This is a genomic window from Rhizobium sp. WCS2018Hpa-16, from assembly GCF_031843705.1.
GTDB lineage: Bacteria > Pseudomonadota > Alphaproteobacteria > Rhizobiales > Rhizobiaceae > Agrobacterium > Agrobacterium tumefaciens_C.
In genome coordinates this window covers 305,438-329,446 of record NZ_JAVTIX010000002.1, presented here as the reverse complement: position 1 = coordinate 329,446, position 24,009 = coordinate 305,438, and the positions used below count along the sequence as shown (strand labels likewise).

The window sequence follows — 24,009 nt, the reverse complement described above, 5'->3', positions numbered from 1 at the left end:
GCACTTCATAATATTTCAATCGATTTAGTCTATCGCGCCTTGATTTAGCCTCGTGAAAAAGAATAGTTTCCTCATCCTTCCCCGGAGCATGAGGAGCATTCCATGCAGGACATCGTCAAAAGCCTGAAATCCACAGTCGAAAAGACCGGCGCGACCGATCTTCGCGCCGCCTTCGCCGCAGATGCACAACGCTTCGAGCGGTTCAGCGTGCGTTTCGACGACCTGTTGATGGACTATTCCAAATGCGCCGTGAACGACGAAGTGGTCGCCCTTCTTGAGAAGCTGGCCGTTGAAGGCGGCGTCGAGACAAAGCGCGACGAAATGTTCTCCGGCAAGGAGATCAACTTCACAGAAGGCCGCGCCGTGCTGCACACCGCGCTGCGCAACCGTTCCAACACGCCTGTTCTGGTTGACGGCAAGGATGTGATGCCTGACGTGAACGGCGTTCTGGCCGCCATGGGCAAGTTCGCCCATTCCATCCGCACCGGCGTGCTCAAGGGCGCAACCGGCAAGAAGATCACCGACATCGTCAATATCGGCATTGGCGGTTCCGATCTCGGCCCTGTCATGGCAACGCTGGCGCTGGCGCCCTTCCATGATGGCCCGCGTGCGCATTTCGTTTCCAACATTGATGGCGCCCATATTGCCGATACGCTGAAGCTTGTTGACCCTGAGACGACGCTGTTCATCATCGCCTCCAAGACCTTCACCACCATCGAAACCATGACGAATGCGGCAACCGCCCGCGCCTTCATTGCCGACAAGCTGGGTGAAGACGCCGTCGCATTCCATTTCTGCGCCGTCTCCACAGCGCTCGACAAGGTGGCAAAGTTCGGCATCGACAGCGAGCGCGTCTTTGGCTTCTGGGATTGGGTGGGTGGACGCTACTCCATCTGGTCTGCCATTGGCCTGCCGCTGATGATCGCCATCGGACCGGAAAATTTCGGCAAGTTCCTGGATGGCGCGCATGCCATGGACACCCATTTCCGCACCGCGCCCGTGCGGCAGAACCTGCCCATGCTGCTCGGCCTCATCGGTTTTTACCATCGCAACGTGCTGGATTATTCCACCCGCGCCATTCTTCCTTACGACCAGCGCCTGTCGCGCTTCCCGGCCTATTTGCAGCAGCTGGACATGGAATCAAACGGCAAGGGCGTCACCATTGACGGCACGCCGGTGGAAGGCCAGTCCGGCCCGGTTGTTTGGGGCGAACCCGGCACCAACGGCCAGCATGCGTTCTACCAGCTCATCCACCAGGGAACGAGCGTCATTCCGGCGGAATTCATGATTGCTGCCAATGGCTTCGAACCGAAGCTGCGCCATCAGCACCAGTTGCTCATCGCCAATTGCCTTGCCCAGTCGGAAGCCCTGATGAAGGGTCGTACGCTGGCTGAAGCAAAGGAGCAGCTAACATCGAAGGGCATGGATGACAGCCACGCCGATTTCATCGCCCCTCACCGCGTCTTCACCGGCAACCGCCCATCCATCACCTTCGTCTACGATACGCTGACGCCGTTTGCGCTCGGCCGCCTCATCGCGCTTTATGAGCACCGCGTCTTCGTGGAAGGCGTGCTGTTCCGCATCAACTCGTTTGACCAGTGGGGCGTGGAGCTTGGCAAGGAACTGGCAACCGGCCTCCTGCCCGTGGTCGAGGGCAAGGAAAGTGCAGCCGATCATGACAGCTCGACACAGGGACTGGTGAAGGCCCTGTCGGGTCTGGCAAAAACCGCCTGAGTTTCCACTTGCGAGATGCGCCGCGCCCGTGCCGGGCGTGGTTGACACTTGAAACAGCCTGCCGAGATGATCGGCGGGCTGTTTTTCCAGAAGGGCTGTTTTAGCACCATTGCAACAGCCGCTCCTCTCAACCGTCTTCCAAACGCGCCATCTGTTTGTAAATCGTGCGGAAAACCCTAATATCGCTTGGAATTGCGGCCGTGCGCCGATAAGAAACCATAGGCCCACGCAACAACAGGAAAAGGCCTGGTGTCTTCGAACCTCATAAACAGGACCGACCATCTGGACGCGCAGGCGCAAAGCGAAGTGCCCGCCTTGACGCAAGGCCTGTCCGGTCGCCTGCTGTTGCTGACCGTCATCTTCGTGATGATTGCCGAAGTTCTGATTTTCGTTCCCTCCGTTGCCAATATGCGCCTTTCCTGGCTGCGTGACCGCCTGAACACTGCCGCCGCCGCCGGTGTGGTGATCGATGGCTTGCAGACCGAGCTGCCCAGAAGCGTCCAGAACGACACACTGCTGGCCACAGGCGCCAAGCTGATCGCTCTGCGCAAGGATGGCACCAACACGCTGCTGGCGGCGACCGAGGTGCCACCCAGCGTGGATGACCAGTATGACCTTTCCGATGTGTCGCAACTGACGGCGGTGCGGGATGCCTTTTCCGTGCTGCTGTCCAGCGGCAACCGCGTCATCCGGGTGTTCGACGTGATAGGTGATAGCAACATGATCATCGAGATCGTGATTGGCGAGCACAAGCTTCGCGCTGCGATGATTGCCTATGCTGGCAACGTGCTGATGCTGTCGGTGGCGCTTTCGCTGATTACAGCCAGCCTGATCTTCGTCTCCATCAACCGCATCCTCATCCGGCCCATTCGCCGCCTGACGCTGGGCATGCAAGGTTTTTCCGAACAGCCTGACGACCCCTCCCGTGTGTTCAAGCCGGATGAGGGAACAGACGAGCTGGCCGTGGCGGGGCGGCATCTGGCGGATATGCAGGCGCAGCTGCAAAAAACCCTGAAGCAGCAGAAGAACCTAGCCGATCTCGGCCTTGCGGTTTCCAAGATCAACCATGATATGCGCAACATCCTGTCATCGGCGCAGCTGATGTCGGACAGGCTTGTCGATGTCGATGACCCGATGGTGCGCAGCTTCGCGCCAAAGCTTTTGCGCACCATAGACCGCGCCGTGGGCTATACCAGCGAGGTTCTGGCCTATGGGCAGGCCACCGAAGGCGCACCAAAGCGGCGCCTAATCGAGCTTGAGGAGCTGGTGCAGGACGTCAGGGACATTCTGGCGGTCGACCCAGCGAGCGGCATCGAATTGGTGGACAGCGTTCCGCCCGGTCTGCGCATCGATGCCGACAGTGAACAGCTGTTCCGTGTTCTCTACAATCTCTGTCGCAACGCCGTGCAGGCGCTCCAGCAAGCACGGGGCGAGGAATACCCCGACAAACGCCTGACGATTGCCGCACAGCGCAATGGAGACGTCGTCAGCATCGTCATCGACGACAATGGCCCCGGCATGCCCCAGAAGGCACGGGAGAACCTGTTCTCGGCCTTCCGTGGCTCCGCCCGCTCCGGCGGCACAGGCCTTGGACTCGTCATTGCGCGGGAGCTGGTGCTCTCCCACAAGGGAACCATCGCACTGGTGGAAAAATCGCACCACGGCACCCAATTTCGCATCGAAATCCCCGATCGCGCCGCATCCGAGCTGCGCGCCAGCAACGGCGCCTGATCAGGAAATGCCGCAGCACCTTTTGCGGCTGTTTTTGCCCTTCGATTTATGCATATCATAAATCAAATGATTTCAATACCTTAGAAAATTCATTACATAAAAATGACAATTTCTCAGCAAAACCGCTTGCATTCAAACTGAGGACGTTTTAGAGGATCGCCACGCCAACGGAACATGTTTCTGCGGCACGCACCCGTAGCTCAGCTGGATAGAGCACCAGACTACGAATCTGGGGGTCAGGAGTTCGAATCTCTTCGGGTGCGCCATTTCTCTTCCTTAAATCATAAGCAGTTACATCGTTTTTCACGCTGCTTTTGTGGCTTTGCTGGAACGTTCTGGATTGCTGCTTTTCAGCTTTGAGGCCGATGAGCCAGCTGCCTGAATATGAGCGACTTCGGCGGCATCTCGGTCCCGTTTCGCCTCCTCACCTCCGTCCGCATTCTCAAGGCGCGCCATTGCTTCATGCTGCAAGCAGTCAGCCACGAGCAAGCTATTCATGGCATACGCTGAAGCCGAGATTGATGGACGGCCTGAAGCTTTTTGTTTGTTATAAATCTCTTCAGCTACGCGCGATGTACTGAAGCTTTTGATGAACCGTATCGTGTTGGCCATGGGTGCTCACCCGGTGGCATCGACAACGACCGTGCAACGGGTTTGACGCGCAACCTCAAAGAGCTTGAGAGGAGGCCGTTGTGTAATGTCGCGCGCGTTCTTCTCATCCGGCTCCAATATATTCTGCAAATACTTTACTGCGTCGCCGCACCGAAGAAAGCTGTCGAGATGAATATTGAAGAAAGCGACCTCGTTTCAAATACATGGAGGTTCTCGAGAGAGAGCGGCAATTTGGTTGCTCCAGTCCTGCGCTTTTTGCCGAACGGATTGGTGGGCGGATATATTCACACGTTCGAGCGGTGCTGGAGCCTTGAAGAAAACAGGCTGAGTTTCCGAACTATCTATGGTCAGACGACAACCGTCTTCGAAGACTATATTCGTGACGAAGACGGCCTCCACATGATGAAAGGTCGTTCGCGGGTCGACCCCAACATTGTCCACGTTCTCGAGCGGGCAAAAATGCCATCTGCTGTGGATTTCGGTCAGGCGGCTTCACCGGACGTACCCGTTTTCAAGATTTCGGACTCTGTGGCGACCAAGCGCCGCCGCAATCTGGTCGTGTTGCGCGCCAATGAACAATCCCTGCACAATCAATGGCCTGTGAATATCAACCCGGATGATCGTAACTGGGACCTCTGCATCAGCTGGTATGGACGTGAGATTCCCGAGGATATCGGCTTCCACGAATATTTCACGCATCAGGCCGATGACCGGAAATTCTCCGCGATCTACAAGCTGTTTCTCAGCGGCAGCCCGCTTCTCGACTATGACAATGTCTACCTGCCGGATGACGACCTGATGATGGCGTGGAGCGACATCAACAAGCTGTTCAATATTTTCCGCATCAACAAGCTCGATCTCGCCCAGCCTTCGCTTGTGCCGACGTCATACGTCACGCACCCCGTTACGGCGCAGAACTCGGATTATTTCCTGCGCTATACGAGTTTCGTGGAATTGATGTGCCCGATCTTCACCCAGGAATTCCTGCAGCTCTGCCTGCCCACATTCGAGGCGTCCTTCAGCGGCTTTGGTCTCGACCACATCTGGTCGATGATGGCAGGTCGGGCGGCTGGCAGTATCGCGGTTATCGATGATGTTGCAGTGGCCCACACCCGGCCCGCCAACAAAAACTACAATGTCATCAATGCGATCCTGGAAGAGCATGCCATTTCGGGTCTGTATAACTCGACAAAGTCTTACGACACATTTGGCGGCATACAGCGTCCATACACGCTCGGATAACGGAACCGGAGTAACCCAACCATGCATTTCAAGCCGAAAGCCGTTATTCTTGCCGGTGGCCTTGGTACCAGACTGGCCGAGGAAACCGCGACAAAACCAAAGCCGATGGTCGAGATCGGTGGTCGCCCGATCCTGTGGCACATTATGAAAATCTACAGCGCCCACGGCATCAATGATTTCATCGTGTGCCTTGGCTACAAGGGATATGTGATCAAGGAGTATTTCTCGAATTACTTCCTTCACATGTCGGATGTCACCATCGATCTTGCCCGCAACAGCATCGAGACGCATTCAGCGAAGGCTGAGCCTTGGCGCATCACGCTGGTCGATACTGGTGAGTTGACGATGACCGGCGGGCGCATGAAGCGCATTCTGCCCTATGTCGAAAACGATCCCTATTTCTGCATGACCTATGGTGATGGCGTTGGTGACGTTGACGTTACAAAGCTCATCGCGTTCCACGAAGGCCACGGCTTGCAGGCAACTGTCACCGGCACACAGCCTCCAGGCCGCTTCGGTGCCATCAAGATCGAGGACGACAAGGTTGTTTCCTTCATGGAAAAGCCTGACGGTGATGGCAACTGGATCAATGGCGGTTACTTCGTTCTGGCTCCCGATGCTCTGTCGAGGATCAACGGCGACGAGACCACATGGGAGCAGGAGCCTCTCGAAACTCTTGCGCAGGATGGGCAGCTGGGGATTTACCGGCATGCAGGCTTCTGGCAGCCGATGGACAGTTTGCGCGACAAGACCCAGCTTGAAAAACACTGGGAAAGCGGCAAGGCACCCTGGAAGATCTGGTAGGGCGGACGCCGCTCAACCGGAAAACGATAGCAACGCAACAGCAGCAGGCAGAGATCACCTTGAGCTTCAATAATGTCTATTCCGGCGCACGTGTTCTCATTACCGGCCATACCGGCTTCAAGGGTTCATGGCTCAGCGCCTGGCTAATCAATCTCGGCGCCACCGTCTGCGGATATTCAAAGGATGTTCCAACGACGCCGTCCATGTTCGGTCTTGCAGGCCTTGCCAGTGAGGTAGAACACCATACTGGCGATATCCGCGATCTGACCCAGTTACGGGATGCCGTTCGCAGCTTTCGTCCCGATTTCATCTTTCATCTTGCCGCTCAGGCAATCGTCTCGACATCCTACAAGGATCCGCTCGATACGATTACCAGCAATGTCACCGGCACAGCCAATGTGCTGGAAGTGGCACGAGAGATCGACTGGCCCTGCACGGCAATCATCATCACCTCGGACAAGTGCTACGATAATGTCGAGTGGGTCTGGGGATATCGTGAAACGGATGCGGTTGGCGGCAAGGACATCTATTCCGGCTCCAAGGGTGCCGCGGAACTCATCTTCCGGTCCTATTATCATTCCTTCTTTCACGGCAAGAACCATCCGGTACGCCTGGCCACTGCAAGAGCTGGCAACGTCATCGGCGGTGGCGACTGGGCAGCAGACCGCATCGTTGCCGATTGCATCAGGGCATGGGGCGAAAAGCGCACCGTCGAAATCCGCTCGCCCTCGGCAACACGCCCCTGGCAACATGTTATGGAACCCTTGAGCGGTTATCTGACACTGGCGGCAAAGCTTGCCAGTTCCGACGCACATAACGGTCAATCCTACAATTTCGGCCCACGCGCAGAGCAGAACCGCACAGTGGTCGATCTGATCGGTGACCTCGGCGATATCTGGGGGCTTCAGTCGCAGAGCGAAGCCTATACCGTGACAGGCAACATACCATTTCACGAAGCCAGCCTGCTCAAGCTCAACTGCGACAAGGCATTGTTGCATCTGAACTGGGAAGCAAACCTGCGATATGACGAGTGCGTCGATATGACAGGTTCATGGTACAGGCGGGTTCTCAAAGACGGCAGCAATGCGCTGGCGGTCACGCTGGAGCAGATTGCCGATTTCGAGGCAATCGCCAGGGATCGCGGCAGGGGTTGGTCCGTTGCAGGCTGAGATGAGCGACATTATCATCACGCCCCTGAAGCGCATTTCGACGCCCAAGGGCGATGTCATGCACGCTATAAAGGCCAGCGACCCCGGCTATGCCGGTTTCGGCGAAGCCTATTTCTCGATGGTGAACCATGGCGAGATCAAGGGTTGGAAGCGCCATTTTCGCATGACGCTCAATCTCGTCTGCGCGTCGGGTTTGATACGCGTGGTCGTCCGCACCGAAACCGGAGAGCTTGTGGTCGACACGCAGATTTCTCCGGATCAACCAGAACTTTACAATCGCCTGACCGTGCCTCCGGGATATTTCGTGGCGTTTCAGGGGCTTGCTGCTGGTGCATCAACCCTCCTGAATATCGCCTCGATACCGCATGATCCCGATGAGGCCGAAACCCGGCCGGTCGATTTTTTCGAATGGGGCGCATGATGGCTGGACCAGTGCTGTTGATCGGTCATTCCGGCATGCTAGGCAGCCGCTTCGCGGGCGATATCAATGCCGATCAGGTCGTGAATCTGCCGCGTGAAGCGCTGGATGTCACCCGCCCTCGGCATCTCATCGATAGCGTTGTCGGCGCATCGGCATCGGTCATCATCAACTGTGCAGCACACACGAATGTGGAAGAAGCGGAAAGCGATCGGGCCGCCGCCTTTTCCACCAATGCCATCCTGCCGGGACTGCTGGGGCAGGCAGCGCGGGAAAGCAATGCGCTTCTGGTCCATTTCTCGTCCACCGGCTGTTACGGGCAAAATGGCGCTGATGGTCTTGCGCCGCATTCTGATTTTGAGAGCCTGAACCCCACAACCATTCACCACAAAAGCAAGGTGGCTGGGGAAGTCGCAGTGCGGGAGGCTGGATGCAGGCATCTGATCCTTCGCCTGGGCTGGCTTTACGGCGGCAGCGCCGCACACCGGAAGAACTTTGTCTGGGCACGCATTACCGAGGCACGAAACAAGACAGAAATGGCGTCTGACCCTTATCAGTACGGGTCACCCACAAACGTTGATGATGTGGTGAAACAGACGATGACGCTGATCGAGGCCGGCATGACCGGGACCTTCAATTGCGTCGCGTCCGGTGCGGTTTCGCGTTTCGATTACGTCCATCATATCCTGAAATCCGCTCAGCTTTTCCCACGCCTCTTGCCTCAGCGCTTCCAGAGAAAGGCTCCGGTCTCGCCCAATGAAGCGGCGATCAACGAGAAGCTTGACTTGCTCGGCCTCAATAGGATGCCGTCCTGGGACGTGGCCCTTTCGGCCTATGTGGCGTCGCTGCTGGCCGAAGAGGGGCAAGGTCGATGACCCATGAAACTGTTCTGATTCTTGGCGGCGGCATTGCTGGCCTTTCCGCCGCATACCGTCTTCGAGACCACAACATCCATGTTCCGGTCTATGAGGCGAGCGAGCGGCCCGGTGGGCTTCTGGACAGTTTTACACTGGAGACAACCGAGGGCACCTGGACATTCGACAATGCCGTGCATTTGTCTTTTGCGACGGAGCCGGAAGTGCGCGCGGTTTTTGATCGCACGCCCTATCTCAACCATGAGGCCAGGTCTCTGAACCGAGATGGTGAGTATTGGTTACCTCACCCCGTACAGAACAACATGTATCCGCTGCCAGCCGAGGAAAAGACCGATCTCATCATCGATCTCGCCAATCACCTGACCGAGGCATCCTCGGACCTGCGCCCGGCAAATTACCGCGACTGGCTCCTGCATCAATATGGCGAAAAGATCGCCGAGCGTTGGCCGCTGCGCTACACGCTGAAATACTGGACCATCGACGCTGCCGAATTGGGCACGCAGTGGATCGGAAATCGCATGCGTCGCGCCGATTTGCGCGAGGTCGTTTTAGGCGCAGTCAGCGATAATCCGCCCAATACCTACTATATCTCGACGATGCGATATCCCGAACGGGGTGGATATCGCGCCTTTCTGCAACCTCTTCTCGATACGGCAGACGTTAAATGCGGTTTTCGGGCCAGCGCCATCGATAACCGCCGAAAACAGGTCTCCTTTGCCAATGGCGAGGTCAGGTCATACGAGCAAATGATCTCCAGCATTCCCCTGCCCGTCCTGATCGAGCTGATGACAGACGTGCCCGATGATATCAGGGACCTCGCAGCCAGCCTTTTCGCCACCTCCATCGATATTGTTTCTCTGGGCTTCAGCAAAGAAAAGGTATCGCCGAGCCTTTGGTTCTATATCTACGATGAAGATATTCTGGCTGCGCGGGTCTACTCCCCCAGCATCAAGTCTCCCAACAATGCGCCAGAGGGACATTCTTCCCTTCAATTCGAGATCTATTCATCCCGCGCCAAGCCCCAGACACTCCAGCCCTCCGAACTGATCGAAAACTGTATCGGCTCTCTGGAGAAAATGGGTCTGGCCTCCCGCGATGATATCGTTCTGACCCACCACAAGCATCTGCCTTTCGGAAACGTCGTGTTTGACCTCGACATGGAATGCAGACGTAACCGCGTCCGTGATTGGGTCAGCGACCAAGGAATTGCCCTCGCCGGACGTTTCGGAGAGTGGGATTACCTCTGGTCCAATCAGGCCTTCATGTCAGGAAGAAACGCGGCTGATCGTGTTCAGGCAAATAGAGAACACTAAAAACAATAATCGGGTCTTGGCCCGAGGTGCGATTTGAGGCGTTCACGACACACCGTCCGCGAATAGCAATCGTCAAGTCCGGCTTGCGGCTGGCCTATGGCGGGCTGTTCTGCAATAAGGGAAACGATAAAGGCCAAGGCTCCAGATCGTCATTGTGGCGAGAGAGCCTTTGCCCTGTTCCTGGAGTATCGGAATGGTCGCAAGGCTTGTCACTTTTGTCACCCTGCTCGCCTTTCTTGCCGGTTGCGGCGGTCGGCCCATTGGCGTCATGACGCCCACGGGCGAGCGCGTGCAGGGCACCTCTGCGGTCAATCTGCTGGTGGCAACAACCCGGGCGCCGTCTGAGGACAAAGCCATTCTCTTTGGAGGCGAGCGCGGAACGGGGCTGAAGGTCGATGCCATCTCCGTTTCCATTCCGCCCGAAGCCAACCGCGCGGTCGGTCAGGTGCAGTGGCCGAAGAAGCTTCCCGCTGATCCGTTGAAGAACTTCACCACTGTTTCGGTTGAACCGGTGAAGAATGATCGGGACACCCAGAGCTGGATCAAGCGCAACAGCCTGAAGAACAAGCGTGTTCTGGTCTTCGTCCATGGCTTCAACAATCGCTATGAGGAATCGGTCTACCGCTTTGCGCAGATCGTGCATGATTCCGGCTCCGATGTGATGCCTGTTGTTTTCACCTGGCCGTCTCGCGCCAGCGTGTTCGATTATAATTACGACAAGGAAAGCACCAATTATTCCCGCGATGCGCTGGAAGAAATGCTGACACGGCTGGCGAAAGACAATGCCGTCAGCGACGTGACCATCATGGCCCATTCCATGGGAACGTGGCTTGCGGTGGAGGCCCTGCGCCAGATGGCGATCCGCCATGGCCGGGTCTATCCCAAGATCAACAATGTCATTCTGGCCGCACCAGATCTCGATGTGGACGTGTTTGCCCGCCAATATGCAAGCCTTGGCGCGGACAAGCCGAAGTTCACCCTGTTCGTCTCTCAGGATGACAGGGCGCTCAGCCTTTCCCGCCGCATCTCCGGTAATGTCGACCGCCTCGGCCAGATCGACCCTGCCGCTGAACCCTATCGCAGCCAGCTGGAAAGTGCCGGTATTACCGTTCTCGATCTCACCAAGCTGAAATCCGGCGATCGCCTCAACCATGGCAAATTTGCCGAAAGCCCAGAAGTTGTGCGCCTTATCGGCGGGCGGTTGATCGACGGCCAGACGGTGACGGATTCCGATGTTGGCCTGGGTGAGGCCATTGGCGCAGTCGGCATCGGCGCAGCCCAGACGGTCGGCACCGCGGCCAGCGTCGTCGTCAGCGCGCCCATTGCCGTCTTCGATCCGCGAACCCGCGAGAATTATGGCCGTCAGGTCGAGCGCCTCGGTCGCTCAGTCGGCAACACCGTAGGCTCCGTCGGAGACACCGCAACCAGCGTCATCGATCCGCAAGGGCAAAACAGCGGCACGCGCCGGTCTGATGATTGCAGCCTTCCAGCCAATCGCGGGAAATCCGCATGCCGGGATCGCTGAGCGCATAATATACAAACAGTATTTTGTACGCTATGAGCGTGCATCTCAATTCCTGCCGGAGTGATCGCCATGCGCTTCAAACGTACCCTTCAGCTCCTCGATGTTCATTGCGAAGGTGAAATCGGGCGCGTTGCGACCGGCGGTGTTCCCAAAATTCCGGGCAACACGGTGGCCGAACAGTTGCATTGGCTCAACACCGATCCGAAGGGCGAAGAACTCCGGCGCTTTCTGACACTGGAACCGCGCGGCGCGCCCATCGGCTCCGTCAACCTTCTGCTGCCGCCAAAGCACCCGGATGCGGATGCCGCCTTCGTCATTCTCCAGCCGGATCAGGCGCATGCAAGCTCCGGCTCCAATTCCATCTGCGCCACCACCGCCCTGCTGGAAAGCGGCATGGTGGAGATGAAGGAGCCGGAAACCATCGTGATGCTGGAAACGGCCGCCGGTCTGGTGAAGGCCACCGCTACCTGCCGCGACGGGCGCTGCGAAAAGGTGACGCTCACCATGGTGCCGTCCTTCGTGCATGAACTTGATGTGGAGATCGACACGCCGGACTGGGGCCGCATCCGCATGGATATCGCCTATGGCGGCATCTTCTATGCGCTCGTCGACGTGGGCCAGAACGGCCTCACCATAGACAAGGCCAATGCTGCAAAGCTCGTCGCCGCAGGCATGGTGCTGAAAGACATCGTCAACCGCGACTTGCCCGTGGTGCACCCGGAAATTCCCGCCATTTCAGGCGTCGCCTATGTGATGTTCCGCGATACCGAGGCCGATGGCACCATCCGCACCTGCACCACCATGTGGCCGGGCCGGGCGGATCGCTCGCCCTGCGGCACCGGCAACTCGGCCAATCTCGCCACGCTGCATGCGCGCGGCAAGGTCAAGGTCGGCGATACCTACACCTCCCGCTCCATCATCGGCACGCAGTTCGAAGTTGGGTTGTCAGCCGTTACCGAGGTCGCTGGCAAGCCAGCTGTCATTCCCACCATTGCCGGGCGCGGCTTTACCTTCGGCATGCACCAGGTCTGGCTGGATCCCAATGATCCGCTGGCGGATGGCTTTGCAATGACCGATGTCTGGGGTCCGCAGGCGGGCGCGATTTGACCCGCTGAGGGTTGGAAAAAGTCTCTCTGGACGTTGTTTTCTTCCATGGAATGGTGCTAAACGGGCGTAATTCCAGCATGATCCAGAGGTTTTACGATGAAGTCGATCACCCTTCGCCGCCCTGATGACTGGCACCTGCATTTGCGCGATGGTGCAATGCTGGAAGGCGTGATTGCCGATACCAGCCGCCATTTCGCCCGCGCCATCATCATGCCGAACCTCGTTCCGCCTGTCGTTACGACAGCAGATGCCATCGCCTATAAGGAGCGCATCACCAGGGCCATTCCCGCAGGTGACCGCTTCCAGCCGCTGATGACGCTGTACCTGACGGAACACACCAGCCCTGATGATGTGGAAGAAGGCAAGACGAGCGGCCTCATCCATGCCGTCAAGCTTTACCCCGCCGGTGCCACCACCAACTCCCATGGCGGCGTCAGGGATATGGACAAGGCCATGCCGGTGCTGGAGCGCATGGCGAAGATCGGTCTGCCGCTTTGCGTCCACGGCGAAGTCACGACGCCCGAAGTGGATATTTTCGACCGCGAGAAGGTCTTCATCGAAACGGTTCTGGAGCCGCTGCGAAAGCGCCTGCCCGAGCTGAAGGTGACGATGGAGCATGTGACGACACAGGACGGCGTCGACTATATCAAGTCATCCAAGGCCAATCTCGCAGGCACCATCACCACCCACCACCTCATCATCAACCGCAACGCCATTCTGGTCGGCGGTATCAAGCCGCATTATTATTGCCTGCCGGTTGCCAAGCGCGAAGAGCACCGCTTGGCGCTGCGCGCTGCCGCCACATCCGGCGACAGCAGATTTTTCCTCGGCACGGATTCCGCCCCGCATGTGGACCCGTTGAAGGAATGCGCCTGTGGCTGTGCGGGCATCTACACCTCCATCAACACCATGAGCTGCCTTGCGCACGTGTTCGAGCAGGACAATGCGCTGGACAAGCTGGAAGCCTTCACCTCGCTCAGCGGCCCCGCATGGTACGGCCTTGCCCCGAACGAGGAAACCATCACGCTCATCAAGCGCGATGAGCCGGTCAGCTTCCCAGAAAAGATCGAGACGGGCGCTGGCCCCGTCACCGTATTTGACCCCATGTTCCCATTGCACTGGGATGTCGCCTAAGTTTTTCAATTCACTGCCGGTTCGTCCGGCAGTTTTTCTATGTAGAACCTGATCAAAGAGGAAACGCCCGATGTCCACATTCACATTCACGGATCGCGCCCTGGTGGCAGAACTTGTCGCGAAGATGCTGTGGGAGATCAAGGCGGTTCATTTCAATTCGGAAAGCCCCTACACTTTCGCATCGGGCATGAAGAGCCCCGTCTATATCGACATGCGCAAGCTGATTTCCTATCCGCGCATTCGCTCCACCGTCATGGATTTCGCAGCCGCAAAAATCGTCGCTGATGCCGGTTTTGAAAAATTCGATTGCGTGGCCGGTGGCGAGACAGCAGGCATCCCGTTCGCCGCCTTTCTGGCGGAACGCCTTGGCCTGCCCATGATCTATTGCCGCAAGAAGCCCAAGGGCCATGGCCGCAATGCGCAGATCGAAGGCCATATGCCCGAAGGCGCACGCGTGCTGGTCATCGAGGATCTGACGACCGCTGGCGGCTCCATGTTCACCTTCATCGAAGCCATCCGCGCCGCCGGTGGCATTGTCGATCACGGCATCGCCCTGTTCTATTATGGCATCTTCCAGGAAGCCGAAGCCCGCTTTGCCAACGGAAATGTGAAGCTGCATTACCTCAGCACATGGCGCGATGTTCTGGCTGTCGCACGCTCCGAAAAGCTGTTCGATGACAAGACCCTGTCGGAAGTCGAAGCCTTCCTCGACAATCCGCTGCCATGGTCTGCCGCCCGCGGCGGGGTCAGCGAATTGCCGCAATCCTGATCTTTTCTGGCGAAACATTTTCAGCTTCAAGGCGACTGGAAAAGTCGTGCGAAGTTGTTTAAATCGATTTAGTTTTTGGTACGGAGGAAAACCGGATGATCCTGTGTTGTGGTGAAGCCCTGATCGACATGCTGCCGCGTGAAACCACGAAGGGCGAAGCCGGTTTTGCGCCCTATGCGGGCGGGGCGGTCTTCAACACGGCCATCGCGCTGGGTCGTCTCGGTGTTCCCTCTGCCTTCTTCTGCGGTATCGCCGATGACATGATGGGCGAGATCCTGAAAGACACGCTGAAGGCCAGCAATGTGGATTACAGCCTCTGCGCCTTCTCCAACCGCCCCTCCACCATTGCCTTCGTCAAGCTGGTGGACGGCCACGCGACATACGCCTTTTACGATGAAGGCACGGCGTTGCGGATGCTGTCTGAAAGCGATCTGCCCAATATCGGTCCCGATTGCGAAGCCATGCATTTCGGCGCCATTAGCCTCATTCCAGAACCTTGCGGCGGCACTTATGAGGCGCTTCTGATGCGCGAACACGAAAAGCGCGTCATCTCGCTCGACCCCAACATCCGCCCCGGCTTCATCAAGGACAAGCAGAAACACCTCGACCGCATCAACCGCATGGCCGCCAAGTCTGACATCGTCAAGTTCTCGGATGAGGATCTGGCATGGTTCGGTCTCGAAGGCGATGAAGACACGCTCGCCCGCCACTGGCTCCACCACGGCGCCAAGCTCGTCGTCGTCACGCGCGGTGCAGAAGGCGCGGTCGGCTACACCGCAAACCTTCGCGTAGAAGTGCCAAGCGAGCGCGTCGATGTCGTCGACACCGTCGGCGCAGGCGACACTTTCGACGCCGGCATCCTCGCCTCGCTGAAACTCCAGGGCCTCCTCACCAAGCCACAAGTGGCCTCATTGACGGAAGACCAGATCACCAAGGCACTCGCACTCGGCGCAAAGGCTGCTGCTGTGACGGTATCACGCGCAGGCGCCAACCCACCTTGGGCTGAGGAGATCGGGCTTTAAGGAGATGTTTCGCCGGTTTTGGACCAGCGTTTTTCCGCTCTGCCTTTCTTCGGCCAAAACACTCCCTCTATAAGCGACGATGGAAATCCTCGAGGCCTATATCCCTGAAGACGTCGGCTCCATGCTGGTCATGGCCGTTATCGCGGTCATCGCCATCTGGCTGGTGATGTTCGTCGTGCGCAAACTCATCGGGATCGCGCTGCTCGCCGCCGTCGTCATCGGCGGCATGATGGTCTGGCAAAACCCGGCAGTGCTGGGCACCGCGCAAGATACAGCCATGCGCTATTATGACCAGTGGCATGATGGCGGAAGGTCGGATGACGGCCAGCGCCGCTGGTAGCGTCTGCGGGCCACCCCTCGGCCCTTCGCGGGTGAATGACAGAAGCAATCTAAGAACTGCTCTTCAGTTTGGCTATGTCCCCGCTGGTCAACGCCTCGAGATTGGCTTCGATCTTGTCGAGATGCCAGTCCCACCAGGCAAGGCGTAGAAGCTCTTCGATCACGTCCTGCGAATATCTCATGCGAATAATGCGTGCGGGATTACCACCGACAACCGCATAGGGCGGCACGTTACGCGTGACCACTGATGCCGCGGCAATGATCGCGCCGCTGCCGATGTGGACCCCCGGCATGATGGCGGCGTTCTGGCCAATCCACACATCGTGGTCGACAATCGTGTCCTTGACGGGCAAATCCTTGTAGCCGAATGTCTCTGGCTTGAAGATGCGGAATGGGTAGGTCGTGAACCCCGTCATGGGATGGTTGGCAGAGCTGGTGATGAAATAGCTGCCTCTGGCAATCTGGGCGAATTTACCGATGACAAGCTTTTTGCGAACCCCGTGACCAAGAAAAGGCGCGAGGATAGCTGCGGTGTCTTCAAGCTTGCCAGAATGCGTGTAATAGCTGAAATCACCGATTTCCATGCGCGGATGGTCGATGACGTTGTTGAGATGGACCGTCTCTTTAAACACAGTTCCGTCTGGCAGTGTTATTGGATAAACGGCCTTCGCGTCGAGAAGAACCACGTGAACCTCCCGCTGATTTGACTCCACCTCAGCCTATTGGCTCGGACATTCACAATCCATCCAGAGCTGATTATGTCTCCGATGAATAATTTTGATATCCTAATATTCAGCCAAGGGCATGGAAAACTAAAGAAGTAGCTTCCCACGCAATCTCATTTGTTGATATCGCGCCAAATACGCAGAAAATGGGATCATCCTTTCCCTTCGTGCGTTAAGCCGCTGCTGCGGTCGTCGCGCTATTACGGAATTTCAATATGTCTTCTTCTTCCTCAACGTATCAAAGGCCGTTTTATACGTCTTTCGGCTTTCAGGTTTTTGCCGCCATGGTCGTCGGTCTGGTGCTGGGTTATATTGCCCGCCAGATGGGCGCGACCGAGGCAGGGCCGAACTGGCTGGTGCAGACGCTGGCTACTATCGGAACGATTTTCGTGCAGCTTTTGCGGGCCTTGGTGCCGCTATTGATCTTCACTGCGATTGTCGCCTCCATTGCCAATTTGCGTGAGCTGAACAATGCAGCCCGCCTCGTCTGGCAGACGCTGTTGTGGTTTGCGATCACAGCGCTGATTGCGGTTCTGATCGGCATCACGCTGGGTCTCGTCATCCAGCCCGGCATCAATTCGGGCGTAGCGGTCACCGCCGCTGCGGTTCCGTCCAGCACGGGTTCGTGGCTTGATTTCCTCAAAGGGCTTATCCCTGCCAACCTGCTTGGCCTTCAGGCATCCACCAAGATTACACAGGGCGGCGCCACCACCGCACTCAACTTCAACGTCCTGCAAATTCTGGTGATTTCGATCGCGGTCGGTATCGCTGCCTTGCAGGTGGGTGAAAAGGCAGAGCCGTTTCTCGCCTTCAACCGCTCGCTGCTGGCCATCACCCGAAAGATCCTGTGGTGGGTCATCCGCCTCACACCCATCGGCACCATCGGCCTGCTGGGCAACGCGGTTGCGGTCTATGGTTGGGAGGCTCTCGCCTCGCTCGGCTGGTACTCGGCGGCCATCTATATCGGCCTCGCCCTCGTGCTGTTTGTGGTCTACCCGGTGATCCTCACCCTGAATGGCCTCAACCCGGTACGGTTCTTTGCAGGCGCATGGCCAGCCATTCAGCTTGCCTTCGTGTCCCGCTCCTCCATCGGCACGCTGCCAGTGACTGAGCAGGTCACCGAGCGCAATCTCGGCGTGCCGCGTGAATATGCAGCCTTTGCCGTGCCGTTGGGTGCAACCACCAAGATGGATGGATGTGCTGCGATCTATCCGGCGATCTCGGCGATCTTCGTCGCCCAGTTCTACGGCGTCCCACTTGGCATTCAGGAATATGTGCTGATCGCCTTTGTCTCCGTGCTTGGTTCGGCAGCAACAGCGGGCCTGACGGGCGCAACCGTCATGCTGACGCTGACGCTCTCCACGCTCGGTCTGCCTTTGCAGGGCGTTGGCCTTCTACTGGCGGTCGATCCTATCCTTGATATGGGACGCACCGCCGTTAATGTTGCGGGTCAGGCGTTGATCCCCACCATTGTGGCAAAGCGTCAGGGCATTCTGGATCAGGCAGCCTATGACCGTCAGGACGGCATTGACGGTCTGGACCCTGCGCAAGCCGCAGCGTAAACCACCTTCAAACACAAAACCCGCCGGTTGCCCGGCGGGTTTTTGAATTTTACGGAGTGGGCAGAATCTCTTAGAATTCCTGCCATTCGTCGCGGGATTGCGCCACCGCCGTATTGCCGCTGAAGGCGCGGGCAACATTGCCCATCATCTTGCGAACGGGCGATGCAACCGGTGCAGAGCGTGGCGTGGCCGCCGCTGGGCGGGATGGTTGAGCCGAGTAGGACGCCATCTGGCCACCCTCGTCACCCAGGCGGAACCGTCCGACCAGCGACACAAGGCTTTCCGCCTCGCTGCTGAGCTTATGGGTGGCAGCAGAGGTTTCTTCCACCATTGCAGCATTGCGCTGCGTAACCTGATCCATCTGGTTGATGGCAAGGTTAACTTCGTTGAGGCCAGTCGACTGCTCTTTCGCAGAAGCCGCGATGGAGTGGATGTGGTCGTTGATGCTGAGAACGCGGGTCTCGATTTCGCTGAGCACTTCGCCCGTGCGCTGAACAAGCGTCACGCCCTTGCCCACTTCCTCGCCAGACTTCGTAATCAGAGCCTTGATGTCTTTCGCTGCGTTGGCAGAACGCTGAGCAAGCTCACGCACTTCCTGCGCCACAACCGCAAAGCCCTTGCCGGCTTCGCCTGCACGCGCGGCTTCAACACCGGCATTCAGCGCCAGAAGGTTGGTCTGGAAAGCAATCTCATCAATGACATTGATGATCTGGCTGATTTCTTTCGACGCCTGCTCGATGCGGCCCATGGCAGACACCGCTTCACCCACGACCTTGGCAGACTGCGCTGTCTTTTCCTTGGTCTCGGTCACCATGGAGCTGGCTTCCTGAGCGCGGTCGGTGGAGTTGCGAACCACGGCGGTAATCTGGTCCAACGCAGCGGAGGTTTCCTCCAGAGCTGCAGCCTGCTGCTCGGTGCGCTTGGATAGATCATTGGCGGCAGAGCGCAATTCATTGGCATTGCCGTTGATGCTGCCCGTGCTGCCCCGAACTTCAGACATCGTGTCCTTCAGCTTGTCAAATGTCTCGTTGACATTGGCCTGGAGCTTCGCAAACACGCCATGGAAGTTGCCGTTCATGGTCTGGGTCAGGTCGCCATTGGCCAGGCTTTCGATAACGCGGCCGGTTTCCGTCACGCCGCGATCGACGCTCTCCATCAGCGCATTGATGTTCTGCGCAAAGCGGTTGAGGGCTTCGTCGCCATAGTCCTTGTTGATACGCGACGTGAAGTCTCCAGCCGCTGCGGCGCTGACGATATCAGCCATGCTGGCCTGCAACTCGTCGCTGTTAGCGCGCATGGACATTTCCTGCGAAGACTTGCGGCGCGCTTCTTGCCCATTGCGCTTGAACACTTCAACGGCAGCCGCCATTTCGCCAATCTCATCCTTGCGGTCGAGATAAGGCACTGCCGTGTTCAGATCGCCTTCGGCAACGGCGTTCATCACATTGGATACTTTGAGAATAGGGCCGCTGAGTTCCTTGGATGCAATATAGACACCGAATGCAGCGCCAGCCGCTACTCCGGCCACCGTCACAAAGGCAACGACGAGGAAGATGAACTGGCTGAAGGCCTCGATCTCAGCCTTGACGGCATCCAGAGACTTGAGGTCATCCTTGACCACGGCGTCGATCTCGGCCTGGTAGGCCTTGCGGTTTTCGCGGTTCGCTTCATTGTTGCCCTGGGTATTGGCATCCTGAGGGCTGACTTCGCGGCCAAGTCGCGCCGTTTCCGTGCGGAAGGTGCGGAATTCGGCAAAGCGTTTTTCGAGGTTGGCGAATTGTGCGGCCTGCTCTGCGGGCACCTGTGGCTTCCAGGCGTCGAGCAATTTGCTCATATCATCAAGATTTTTCACGATGCCATCGGCAAATTTTGAAGCGGCGGCAATGTCCTTGGCGCCATAGACGCCGCGAGATTCCATAACAACCGCTGTGACCAGACGGTTCAATTTCTCACCAAGAAGTGCGCGGTCAGCAACAGCATCCAATGCGATTGTCTGCGTGTGATATTCTCTAACTGCATAAATCGCCAGGCCGCCGATGGTGCAAGCAACAAGGCTTAACAGCCCGACCAGAAGATTGATCTTACCGCGTATTTTCACTTTCTACTCCCTTTTCAGACCCCACCCCCCAAAAAGCCAAGAAACGCCCCCGCGAAGATAGTTCAGCATGACAACGTTTAATCAGTTTCCATTAAAAAAGGATTTCCAATACTATACGCGAAATCACCCATAGGTTGCCGTTGGTAACGACCGCACCCAAACAAGCAACGCTGGCCCCTCTCCTGACGCCCTACACGCTCCGGGAAGGATGCCGTTCAGCAATTGACTTTATGGCGCTTAAGCCCTTATAAGCCCGCACGTCTGGGCGTTTGCCGCTTGTGCAATCATTCCCGGGCGAAAAACGAAACGCTCTTGTCCCATAAGGGGCAAAGTCAAGAAGGGCCGCACCCCGCGGTATTAAATAAATGTCTAAGCGTACTTTCCAGCCATCCAAGCTTGTTCGCAAGCGTCGTCATGGTTTCCGTTCCCGCATGGCAACTGCCGGCGGTCGCAAGGTTCTGGCCGCTCGCCGCACACGCGGCCGCGCCCGTCTCTCGGCCTAAACCGGCCACAGCCCGATGAAAGTCGTGGCACATGACGCATGAGAAAAAAATACCCGGTCGGTTGAAAAACCGACCGGAGTTTCTTGCTGTTCAGGCAGGGGAAAAGAGGCGAGGCAGCACATTTCTTCTGGAAGTGCTGGATCGCAAACAGCCGGAAACCGAGCCCAGGGTCGGTTTTACGGTCACAAAACGCCAAGGCAATGCGGTTGAACGCAACCGTATGCGCCGCCGCTTGAGAGAAGCCGTCAGGCACTCCGCAGGGTTTGCAATGAAACCCGGACATGACTATGTGATTGTCGCCCGAAGGGACGTACTGAAAACCGAATTCGCCGTACTGGAACACTTGCTCACAGAGCGGATCGAAGGACGAGCGAAATCCGGACGCCCCCGGGAGACCCGCTCCAGGAAAGAATGATGGAAAAAAACCGCAACTACTTTATCGCGATAGGCCTTTCGGTTGTCATCGTGCTTGCCTGGCAGTTCCTCTACATGAACCCGCGCATAGAGCAGCAGCGCCGCGCCGAAGAGGCTCGACAGGCGCAGCAGGCAACGCAGCAGACAACAACGACCAATGCCGCACCCGGCACGGCCGCCGCTCCAGCAGGCACATTGCCCGGCGCCACCGGCCAGCAGGCAGCCACGGTTTCTCGCGAGGAATCGCTGACGAAATCGCAGCGCATCGAAATCGACACTAACGCCGTTCAGGGCTCCATCAGCCTCACCGGCGCGCGTCTGGATGACATCCGCCTCAAGGAATACCATGAGACCGTGGATGACTCGAGCCCGCTGATCACGCTGTTTTCTCCGTCCGACACCCGTGACGGCTATTTCACAGAGCTTGGCTATATCGCCGGTGAAGCCACCGCAGGTTCCGCTCCCGGCCCTTCCACGGTCTGGACTGCACCTCAGGGCGCAAAGCTGACCGAGACGACGCCTGTTACGCTGACCTTTACCAATGATGTCGGCGTTGTATTCACGCGCACGCTCGCCATTGACGATCACTACATGATCACCGTCACGGACAAGATCGAGAACCCCGGCCAGGCGCCAGTGTCCTTCTCGACCTATGGCCGCATCACCCGTAACAACAAGCCGACAACGCCTGCCGTCTTCGTTATTCACGAAGGCTTCCTGGGCGTGGCTGGTACAGAAGCGGGCCTGACGGAAGACACCTACAAGAACATCGAGGAAAAGCCAGTTACGCTGCCTAAGGCTATGGGCGGCTGGCTTGGCATCACCGATAAGTACTGGGCGGCAGCCATCGTTCCTCCGCAGAATGTTGCGGTTGAAACGCGCTACTCGCACTTCACAGACGGTCAGCCGCGCTACCAGGCAGACTATCGCAGCGATGCCATGACTGTGGCACCGGGTCAGTCCATCGAGCTGAAGAACCTCGTCTTTGCAGGCGCCAAGGAAGTTCCGCTGGTTGACCGCTATGAGACGCAGTACAGCATTCCGAAGTTCGACCGCCTGATCGACTGGGGCTGGTTCTACTTCATCACCAAGCCGATGTTCAAACTGATGGATTTCTTCTTCCGTTATTTTGGCAACTTCGGCGTCGCCATTCTCATGACCACCATCGTCGTGAAGCTTCTATTCTTCCCGCTGGCCAGCAAGCAATACGCGTCCATGGCCAACATGAAGCGCATGCAGCCGAAAATGGAAGAGCTCAAAGCCAAGCATGGCGATGACCGCATGGCCATGCAGCAGGCCATGATGGCGCTCTACAAGGAAGAGAAGATCAACCCGGTGGCCGGTTGCTGGCCGATGCTGTTGCAGATCCCGGTCTTCTTCGCGCTCTACAAGGTCATTTACGTCACCATCGAAATGCGCCATGCGCCGTTCTTCGGCTGGATTCATGACCTTTCTGCGCCGGATCCGACCTCGCTGTTCAACCTGTTCGGCCTCCTGCCTTACGATGTGCCGCACTTCCTCATGATCGGCGTCTGGCCAATCATTATGGGCATCACCATGTTCATGCAGATGCGCATGAACCCGACGCCTCCAGATCCGACACAGGCGATGATCTTCACCTGGATGCCGCTGATCTTCACCTTCATGCTGGCGTCGTTCCCTGCCGGTCTCGTCATCTACTGGGCATGGAACAACACGCTCTCAATCTCCCAGCAGGCCCTCATCATGAAGCGCCACGGCGCCAAGATTGAGTTGTTTGACAACCTCAAGAGCCTGTTCAAACGAAAGCCGGTGGAAACCAAATGACCAGCGATAACAAAGGCGGCCAACCGGCAACGGAAAAGCCGCTCTTCGGACGGCCCTGGATTTTCATTCGTGGCGTTCCCGCCATGAAATTCCTGCCGCCCGAAGGTCCGCCTGAAATCGCCTTTGCCGGACGCTCCAACGTTGGCAAGTCTTCGCTCATCAACGCGCTCGTCGGCCATAAGGGGCTGGCGCGCACGTCCAACACGCCGGGCCGTACGCAGGAACTGAACTACTTCGTTCCTGAAGGTTATTCCGGTGAGCCTGGCGATCTTCCGCCCATGGCGCTGGTGGATATGCCGGGTTACGGCTATGCACAGGCACCCAAGGACCATGTGGATGCCTGGACGAAACTGGTGTTCGATTATCTGCGTGGCCGCGCCACGTTGAAGCGCGTCTACCTGCTGATCGACTCGCGCCATGGCATCAAGGCCAATGACGAGGATGTTCTGAAGATCCTCGACAAGGCCGCGATCTCCTACCAGATCGTGTTGACCAAGACCGACAAGATCAAGGATGTGGGCGTTCCTCGCCTCATCAATGAAACGTTGGAAAAGATCCGCAAGCGTCCAGCGGCTTACCCGGAAGTTCTGGCCACATCGTCGGAGAAAACCTCCGGTCTAGATGACGTCCGTGCAGAAATCTGCAAGACCGTCGGCATCAAGTAAGGTCACGAGCCATTAAGATCCAAAAGAGGTGCGCCAGTCGCACCTCTTTTTTTATGTTTGTTTAGGCTGCGTTCAAGCCAGTAAAAATGACACCCATACGAGTGACGCCACCGCCAGCAGCCGCCAGAAGCTGACTGAGCCCCAAAGGCCTGATAATAGCCTTAGGATGCCCGACAGGCCGTTATGCCGCCGCTGTGTTCGCCTTACCCCATCGCGCCCGGCAATGGCGCCATAGGCCGAATAAGCGCGCTGGTCATTATGCTGGGTCTGGGAAAGATTGTCCTGCCAGCGGCGCACGGTCGCGGCAAACTGGCGGTCTGTCTTTATGCGTTTGGCAAGTTGGGCATTCGCCGCCTCACTCAATGCGCCGAGCACATATTCGCCCGCCAGCACCTCGTCGTTCAAACCGCTCCGTTTCTCCCGATCTGGCAAGGTCATTCGC

General features: G+C 57.5%; 23 protein-coding genes and 1 tRNA gene. 20 read left to right on the top strand and 4 right to left on the bottom strand.

The genetic code is table 11. The features are described 5' to 3' along the window. Window positions 1-102 precede the first annotated feature (102 nt). The 3 genes from pgi to RQI55_RS07730 all read left to right on the top strand — a co-directional run bounded on the left by pgi (window position 103) and on the right by RQI55_RS07730 (window position 3,731). Window positions 103-1,734 (top strand): glucose-6-phosphate isomerase, encoded by a 1,632-nt coding sequence (pgi, locus tag RQI55_RS07740; protein WP_243256722.1) that lies wholly within the window; start codon window positions 103-105, stop codon window positions 1,732-1,734. A 366-nt stretch (window positions 1,735-2,100) separates the two neighbouring features. Continuing rightward, entirely contained in the window at window positions 2,101-3,465 is a 1,365-nt protein-coding gene (locus RQI55_RS07735) for an ATP-binding protein (RefSeq protein WP_243257003.1), read from the top strand. Window positions 3,466-3,654: 189 nt separating this feature from the next. After that, window positions 3,655-3,731 (top strand) — tRNA-Arg (locus RQI55_RS07730). Window positions 3,732-3,768: 37 nt separating this feature from the next. Here RQI55_RS07730 and RQI55_RS07725 read toward each other — a convergent pair. Beyond that, window positions 3,769-4,077 carry a hypothetical protein gene (locus tag RQI55_RS07725; protein ID WP_243256723.1) on the bottom strand — a complete coding sequence of 103 codons (309 nt, stop codon included), beginning with the start codon at window positions 4,075-4,077 and terminating at the stop codon, window positions 3,769-3,771. Window positions 4,078-4,308: 231 nt separating this feature from the next. On the opposite strand from RQI55_RS07725, the gene RQI55_RS07720 reads away from it, so the two are divergent. The 12 genes from RQI55_RS07720 (at window position 4,309) to RQI55_RS07665 (ending at window position 15,795) form a co-directional block, all read left to right on the top strand. Then, complete coding sequence (locus RQI55_RS07720) at window positions 4,309-5,319, top strand: hypothetical protein (protein WP_243256724.1); 1,011 nt, start codon at window positions 4,309-4,311, stop codon at window positions 5,317-5,319. Window positions 5,320-5,340: 21 nt separating this feature from the next. Continuing rightward, the gene (gene rfbF, locus RQI55_RS07715; protein ID WP_243256725.1) at window positions 5,341-6,123 is read left to right on the top strand and encodes a glucose-1-phosphate cytidylyltransferase; all 783 of its coding nucleotides are present in this window, start codon (window positions 5,341-5,343) and stop codon (window positions 6,121-6,123) included. A 59-nt stretch (window positions 6,124-6,182) separates the two neighbouring features. Then, window positions 6,183-7,292 carry a CDP-glucose 4,6-dehydratase gene (gene rfbG / locus RQI55_RS07710; RefSeq protein ID WP_243256726.1) on the top strand — a complete coding sequence of 370 codons (1,110 nt, stop codon included), beginning with the start codon at window positions 6,183-6,185 and terminating at the stop codon, window positions 7,290-7,292. Window position 7,293: 1 nt separating this feature from the next. After that, a complete protein-coding gene (locus RQI55_RS07705) occupies window positions 7,294-7,713 on the top strand; it encodes a dTDP-4-dehydrorhamnose 3,5-epimerase (RefSeq protein ID WP_243256727.1) in 420 nt (139 codons plus the stop codon). Then, window positions 7,710-8,585, top strand: a complete 876-nt coding sequence (locus RQI55_RS07700) for a sugar nucleotide-binding protein (protein ID WP_243256728.1) — start codon at window positions 7,710-7,712, stop codon at window positions 8,583-8,585. Before RQI55_RS07705 ends, RQI55_RS07700 begins: the two co-directional genes overlap by 4 nt. Beyond that, window positions 8,582-9,898, top strand: coding sequence for an NAD(P)/FAD-dependent oxidoreductase (locus RQI55_RS07695; protein ID WP_243256729.1), 1,317 nt, complete (start codon window positions 8,582-8,584; stop codon window positions 9,896-9,898). Before RQI55_RS07700 ends, RQI55_RS07695 begins: the two co-directional genes overlap by 4 nt. 193 nt (window positions 9,899-10,091) lie before the next feature. Beyond that, a complete protein-coding gene (locus tag RQI55_RS07690) occupies window positions 10,092-11,423 on the top strand; it encodes an alpha/beta hydrolase (protein ID WP_243256730.1) in 1,332 nt (443 codons plus the stop codon). A gap of 69 nt (window positions 11,424-11,492) precedes the next feature. Then, a complete protein-coding gene (locus RQI55_RS07685) occupies window positions 11,493-12,530 on the top strand; it encodes a 4-hydroxyproline epimerase (protein WP_243256731.1) in 1,038 nt (345 codons plus the stop codon). A 96-nt stretch (window positions 12,531-12,626) separates the two neighbouring features. Continuing rightward, on the top strand, window positions 12,627-13,664 hold the full coding sequence (pyrC, locus tag RQI55_RS07680; protein WP_243256732.1) for a dihydroorotase: 1,038 nt from the start codon (window positions 12,627-12,629) through the stop codon (window positions 13,662-13,664). Window positions 13,665-13,734: 70 nt separating this feature from the next. Beyond that, window positions 13,735-14,433, top strand: a complete 699-nt coding sequence (locus RQI55_RS07675) for an orotate phosphoribosyltransferase (protein WP_243256733.1) — start codon at window positions 13,735-13,737, stop codon at window positions 14,431-14,433. 95 nt (window positions 14,434-14,528) lie between these two features. Further along, window positions 14,529-15,455 (top strand): carbohydrate kinase, encoded by a 927-nt coding sequence (locus tag RQI55_RS07670; protein ID WP_243256734.1) that lies wholly within the window; start codon window positions 14,529-14,531, stop codon window positions 15,453-15,455. Window positions 15,456-15,534: 79 nt separating this feature from the next. Beyond that, window positions 15,535-15,795, top strand: a complete 261-nt coding sequence (locus tag RQI55_RS07665) for a hypothetical protein (protein ID WP_243256735.1) — start codon at window positions 15,535-15,537, stop codon at window positions 15,793-15,795. A 49-nt stretch (window positions 15,796-15,844) separates the two neighbouring features. On the opposite strand, the gene RQI55_RS07660 is transcribed toward RQI55_RS07665, so the two are convergent. Next, window positions 15,845-16,480 (bottom strand): CatB-related O-acetyltransferase, encoded by a 636-nt coding sequence (locus RQI55_RS07660; RefSeq protein ID WP_243256736.1) that lies wholly within the window; start codon window positions 16,478-16,480, stop codon window positions 15,845-15,847. Window positions 16,481-16,734: 254 nt separating this feature from the next. Between RQI55_RS07660 and RQI55_RS07655 the strand changes: the two genes are divergently transcribed. After that, complete coding sequence (locus tag RQI55_RS07655) at window positions 16,735-18,081, top strand: dicarboxylate/amino acid:cation symporter (protein WP_243256737.1); 1,347 nt, start codon at window positions 16,735-16,737, stop codon at window positions 18,079-18,081. Between the two features lie 70 nt (window positions 18,082-18,151). Here RQI55_RS07655 and RQI55_RS07650 read toward each other — a convergent pair whose 3' ends face one another. Then, a complete protein-coding gene (locus RQI55_RS07650; protein WP_311272451.1) occupies window positions 18,152-20,179 on the bottom strand; it encodes a methyl-accepting chemotaxis protein in 2,028 nt (675 codons plus the stop codon). A gap of 365 nt (window positions 20,180-20,544) precedes the next feature. Here RQI55_RS07650 and rpmH point away from each other — a divergent pair, with 365 nt between their 5' ends. From rpmH to yihA, 4 genes are read left to right on the top strand one after another with little or no spacing between them, the layout of a single operon-like run. Beyond that, entirely contained in the window at window positions 20,545-20,682 is a 138-nt protein-coding gene (gene rpmH / locus RQI55_RS07645; RefSeq protein ID WP_042616368.1) for a 50S ribosomal protein L34, read from the top strand. Window positions 20,683-20,713: 31 nt separating this feature from the next. Continuing rightward, the gene (rnpA, locus tag RQI55_RS07640; RefSeq protein WP_042616367.1) at window positions 20,714-21,097 is read left to right on the top strand and encodes a ribonuclease P protein component; all 384 of its coding nucleotides are present in this window, start codon (window positions 20,714-20,716) and stop codon (window positions 21,095-21,097) included. Further along, window positions 21,097-22,902, top strand: a complete 1,806-nt coding sequence (gene yidC, locus RQI55_RS07635) for a membrane protein insertase YidC (RefSeq protein WP_243256739.1) — start codon at window positions 21,097-21,099, stop codon at window positions 22,900-22,902. Before rnpA ends, yidC begins: the two co-directional genes overlap by 1 nt. Beyond that, window positions 22,899-23,567, top strand: coding sequence for a ribosome biogenesis GTP-binding protein YihA/YsxC (gene yihA / locus RQI55_RS07630; protein ID WP_243256740.1), 669 nt, complete (start codon window positions 22,899-22,901; stop codon window positions 23,565-23,567). The genes yidC and yihA overlap by 4 nt, the downstream gene beginning before the upstream one ends. Before the next feature lie 72 nt (window positions 23,568-23,639). Here the strand turns inward: yihA and RQI55_RS07625 are convergent, their stop codons facing one another. Next, window positions 23,640-24,005 carry a hypothetical protein gene (locus tag RQI55_RS07625; RefSeq protein ID WP_243256741.1) on the bottom strand — a complete coding sequence of 122 codons (366 nt, stop codon included), beginning with the start codon at window positions 24,003-24,005 and terminating at the stop codon, window positions 23,640-23,642. Between the last annotated feature and the right edge of the window lie 4 nt (window positions 24,006-24,009).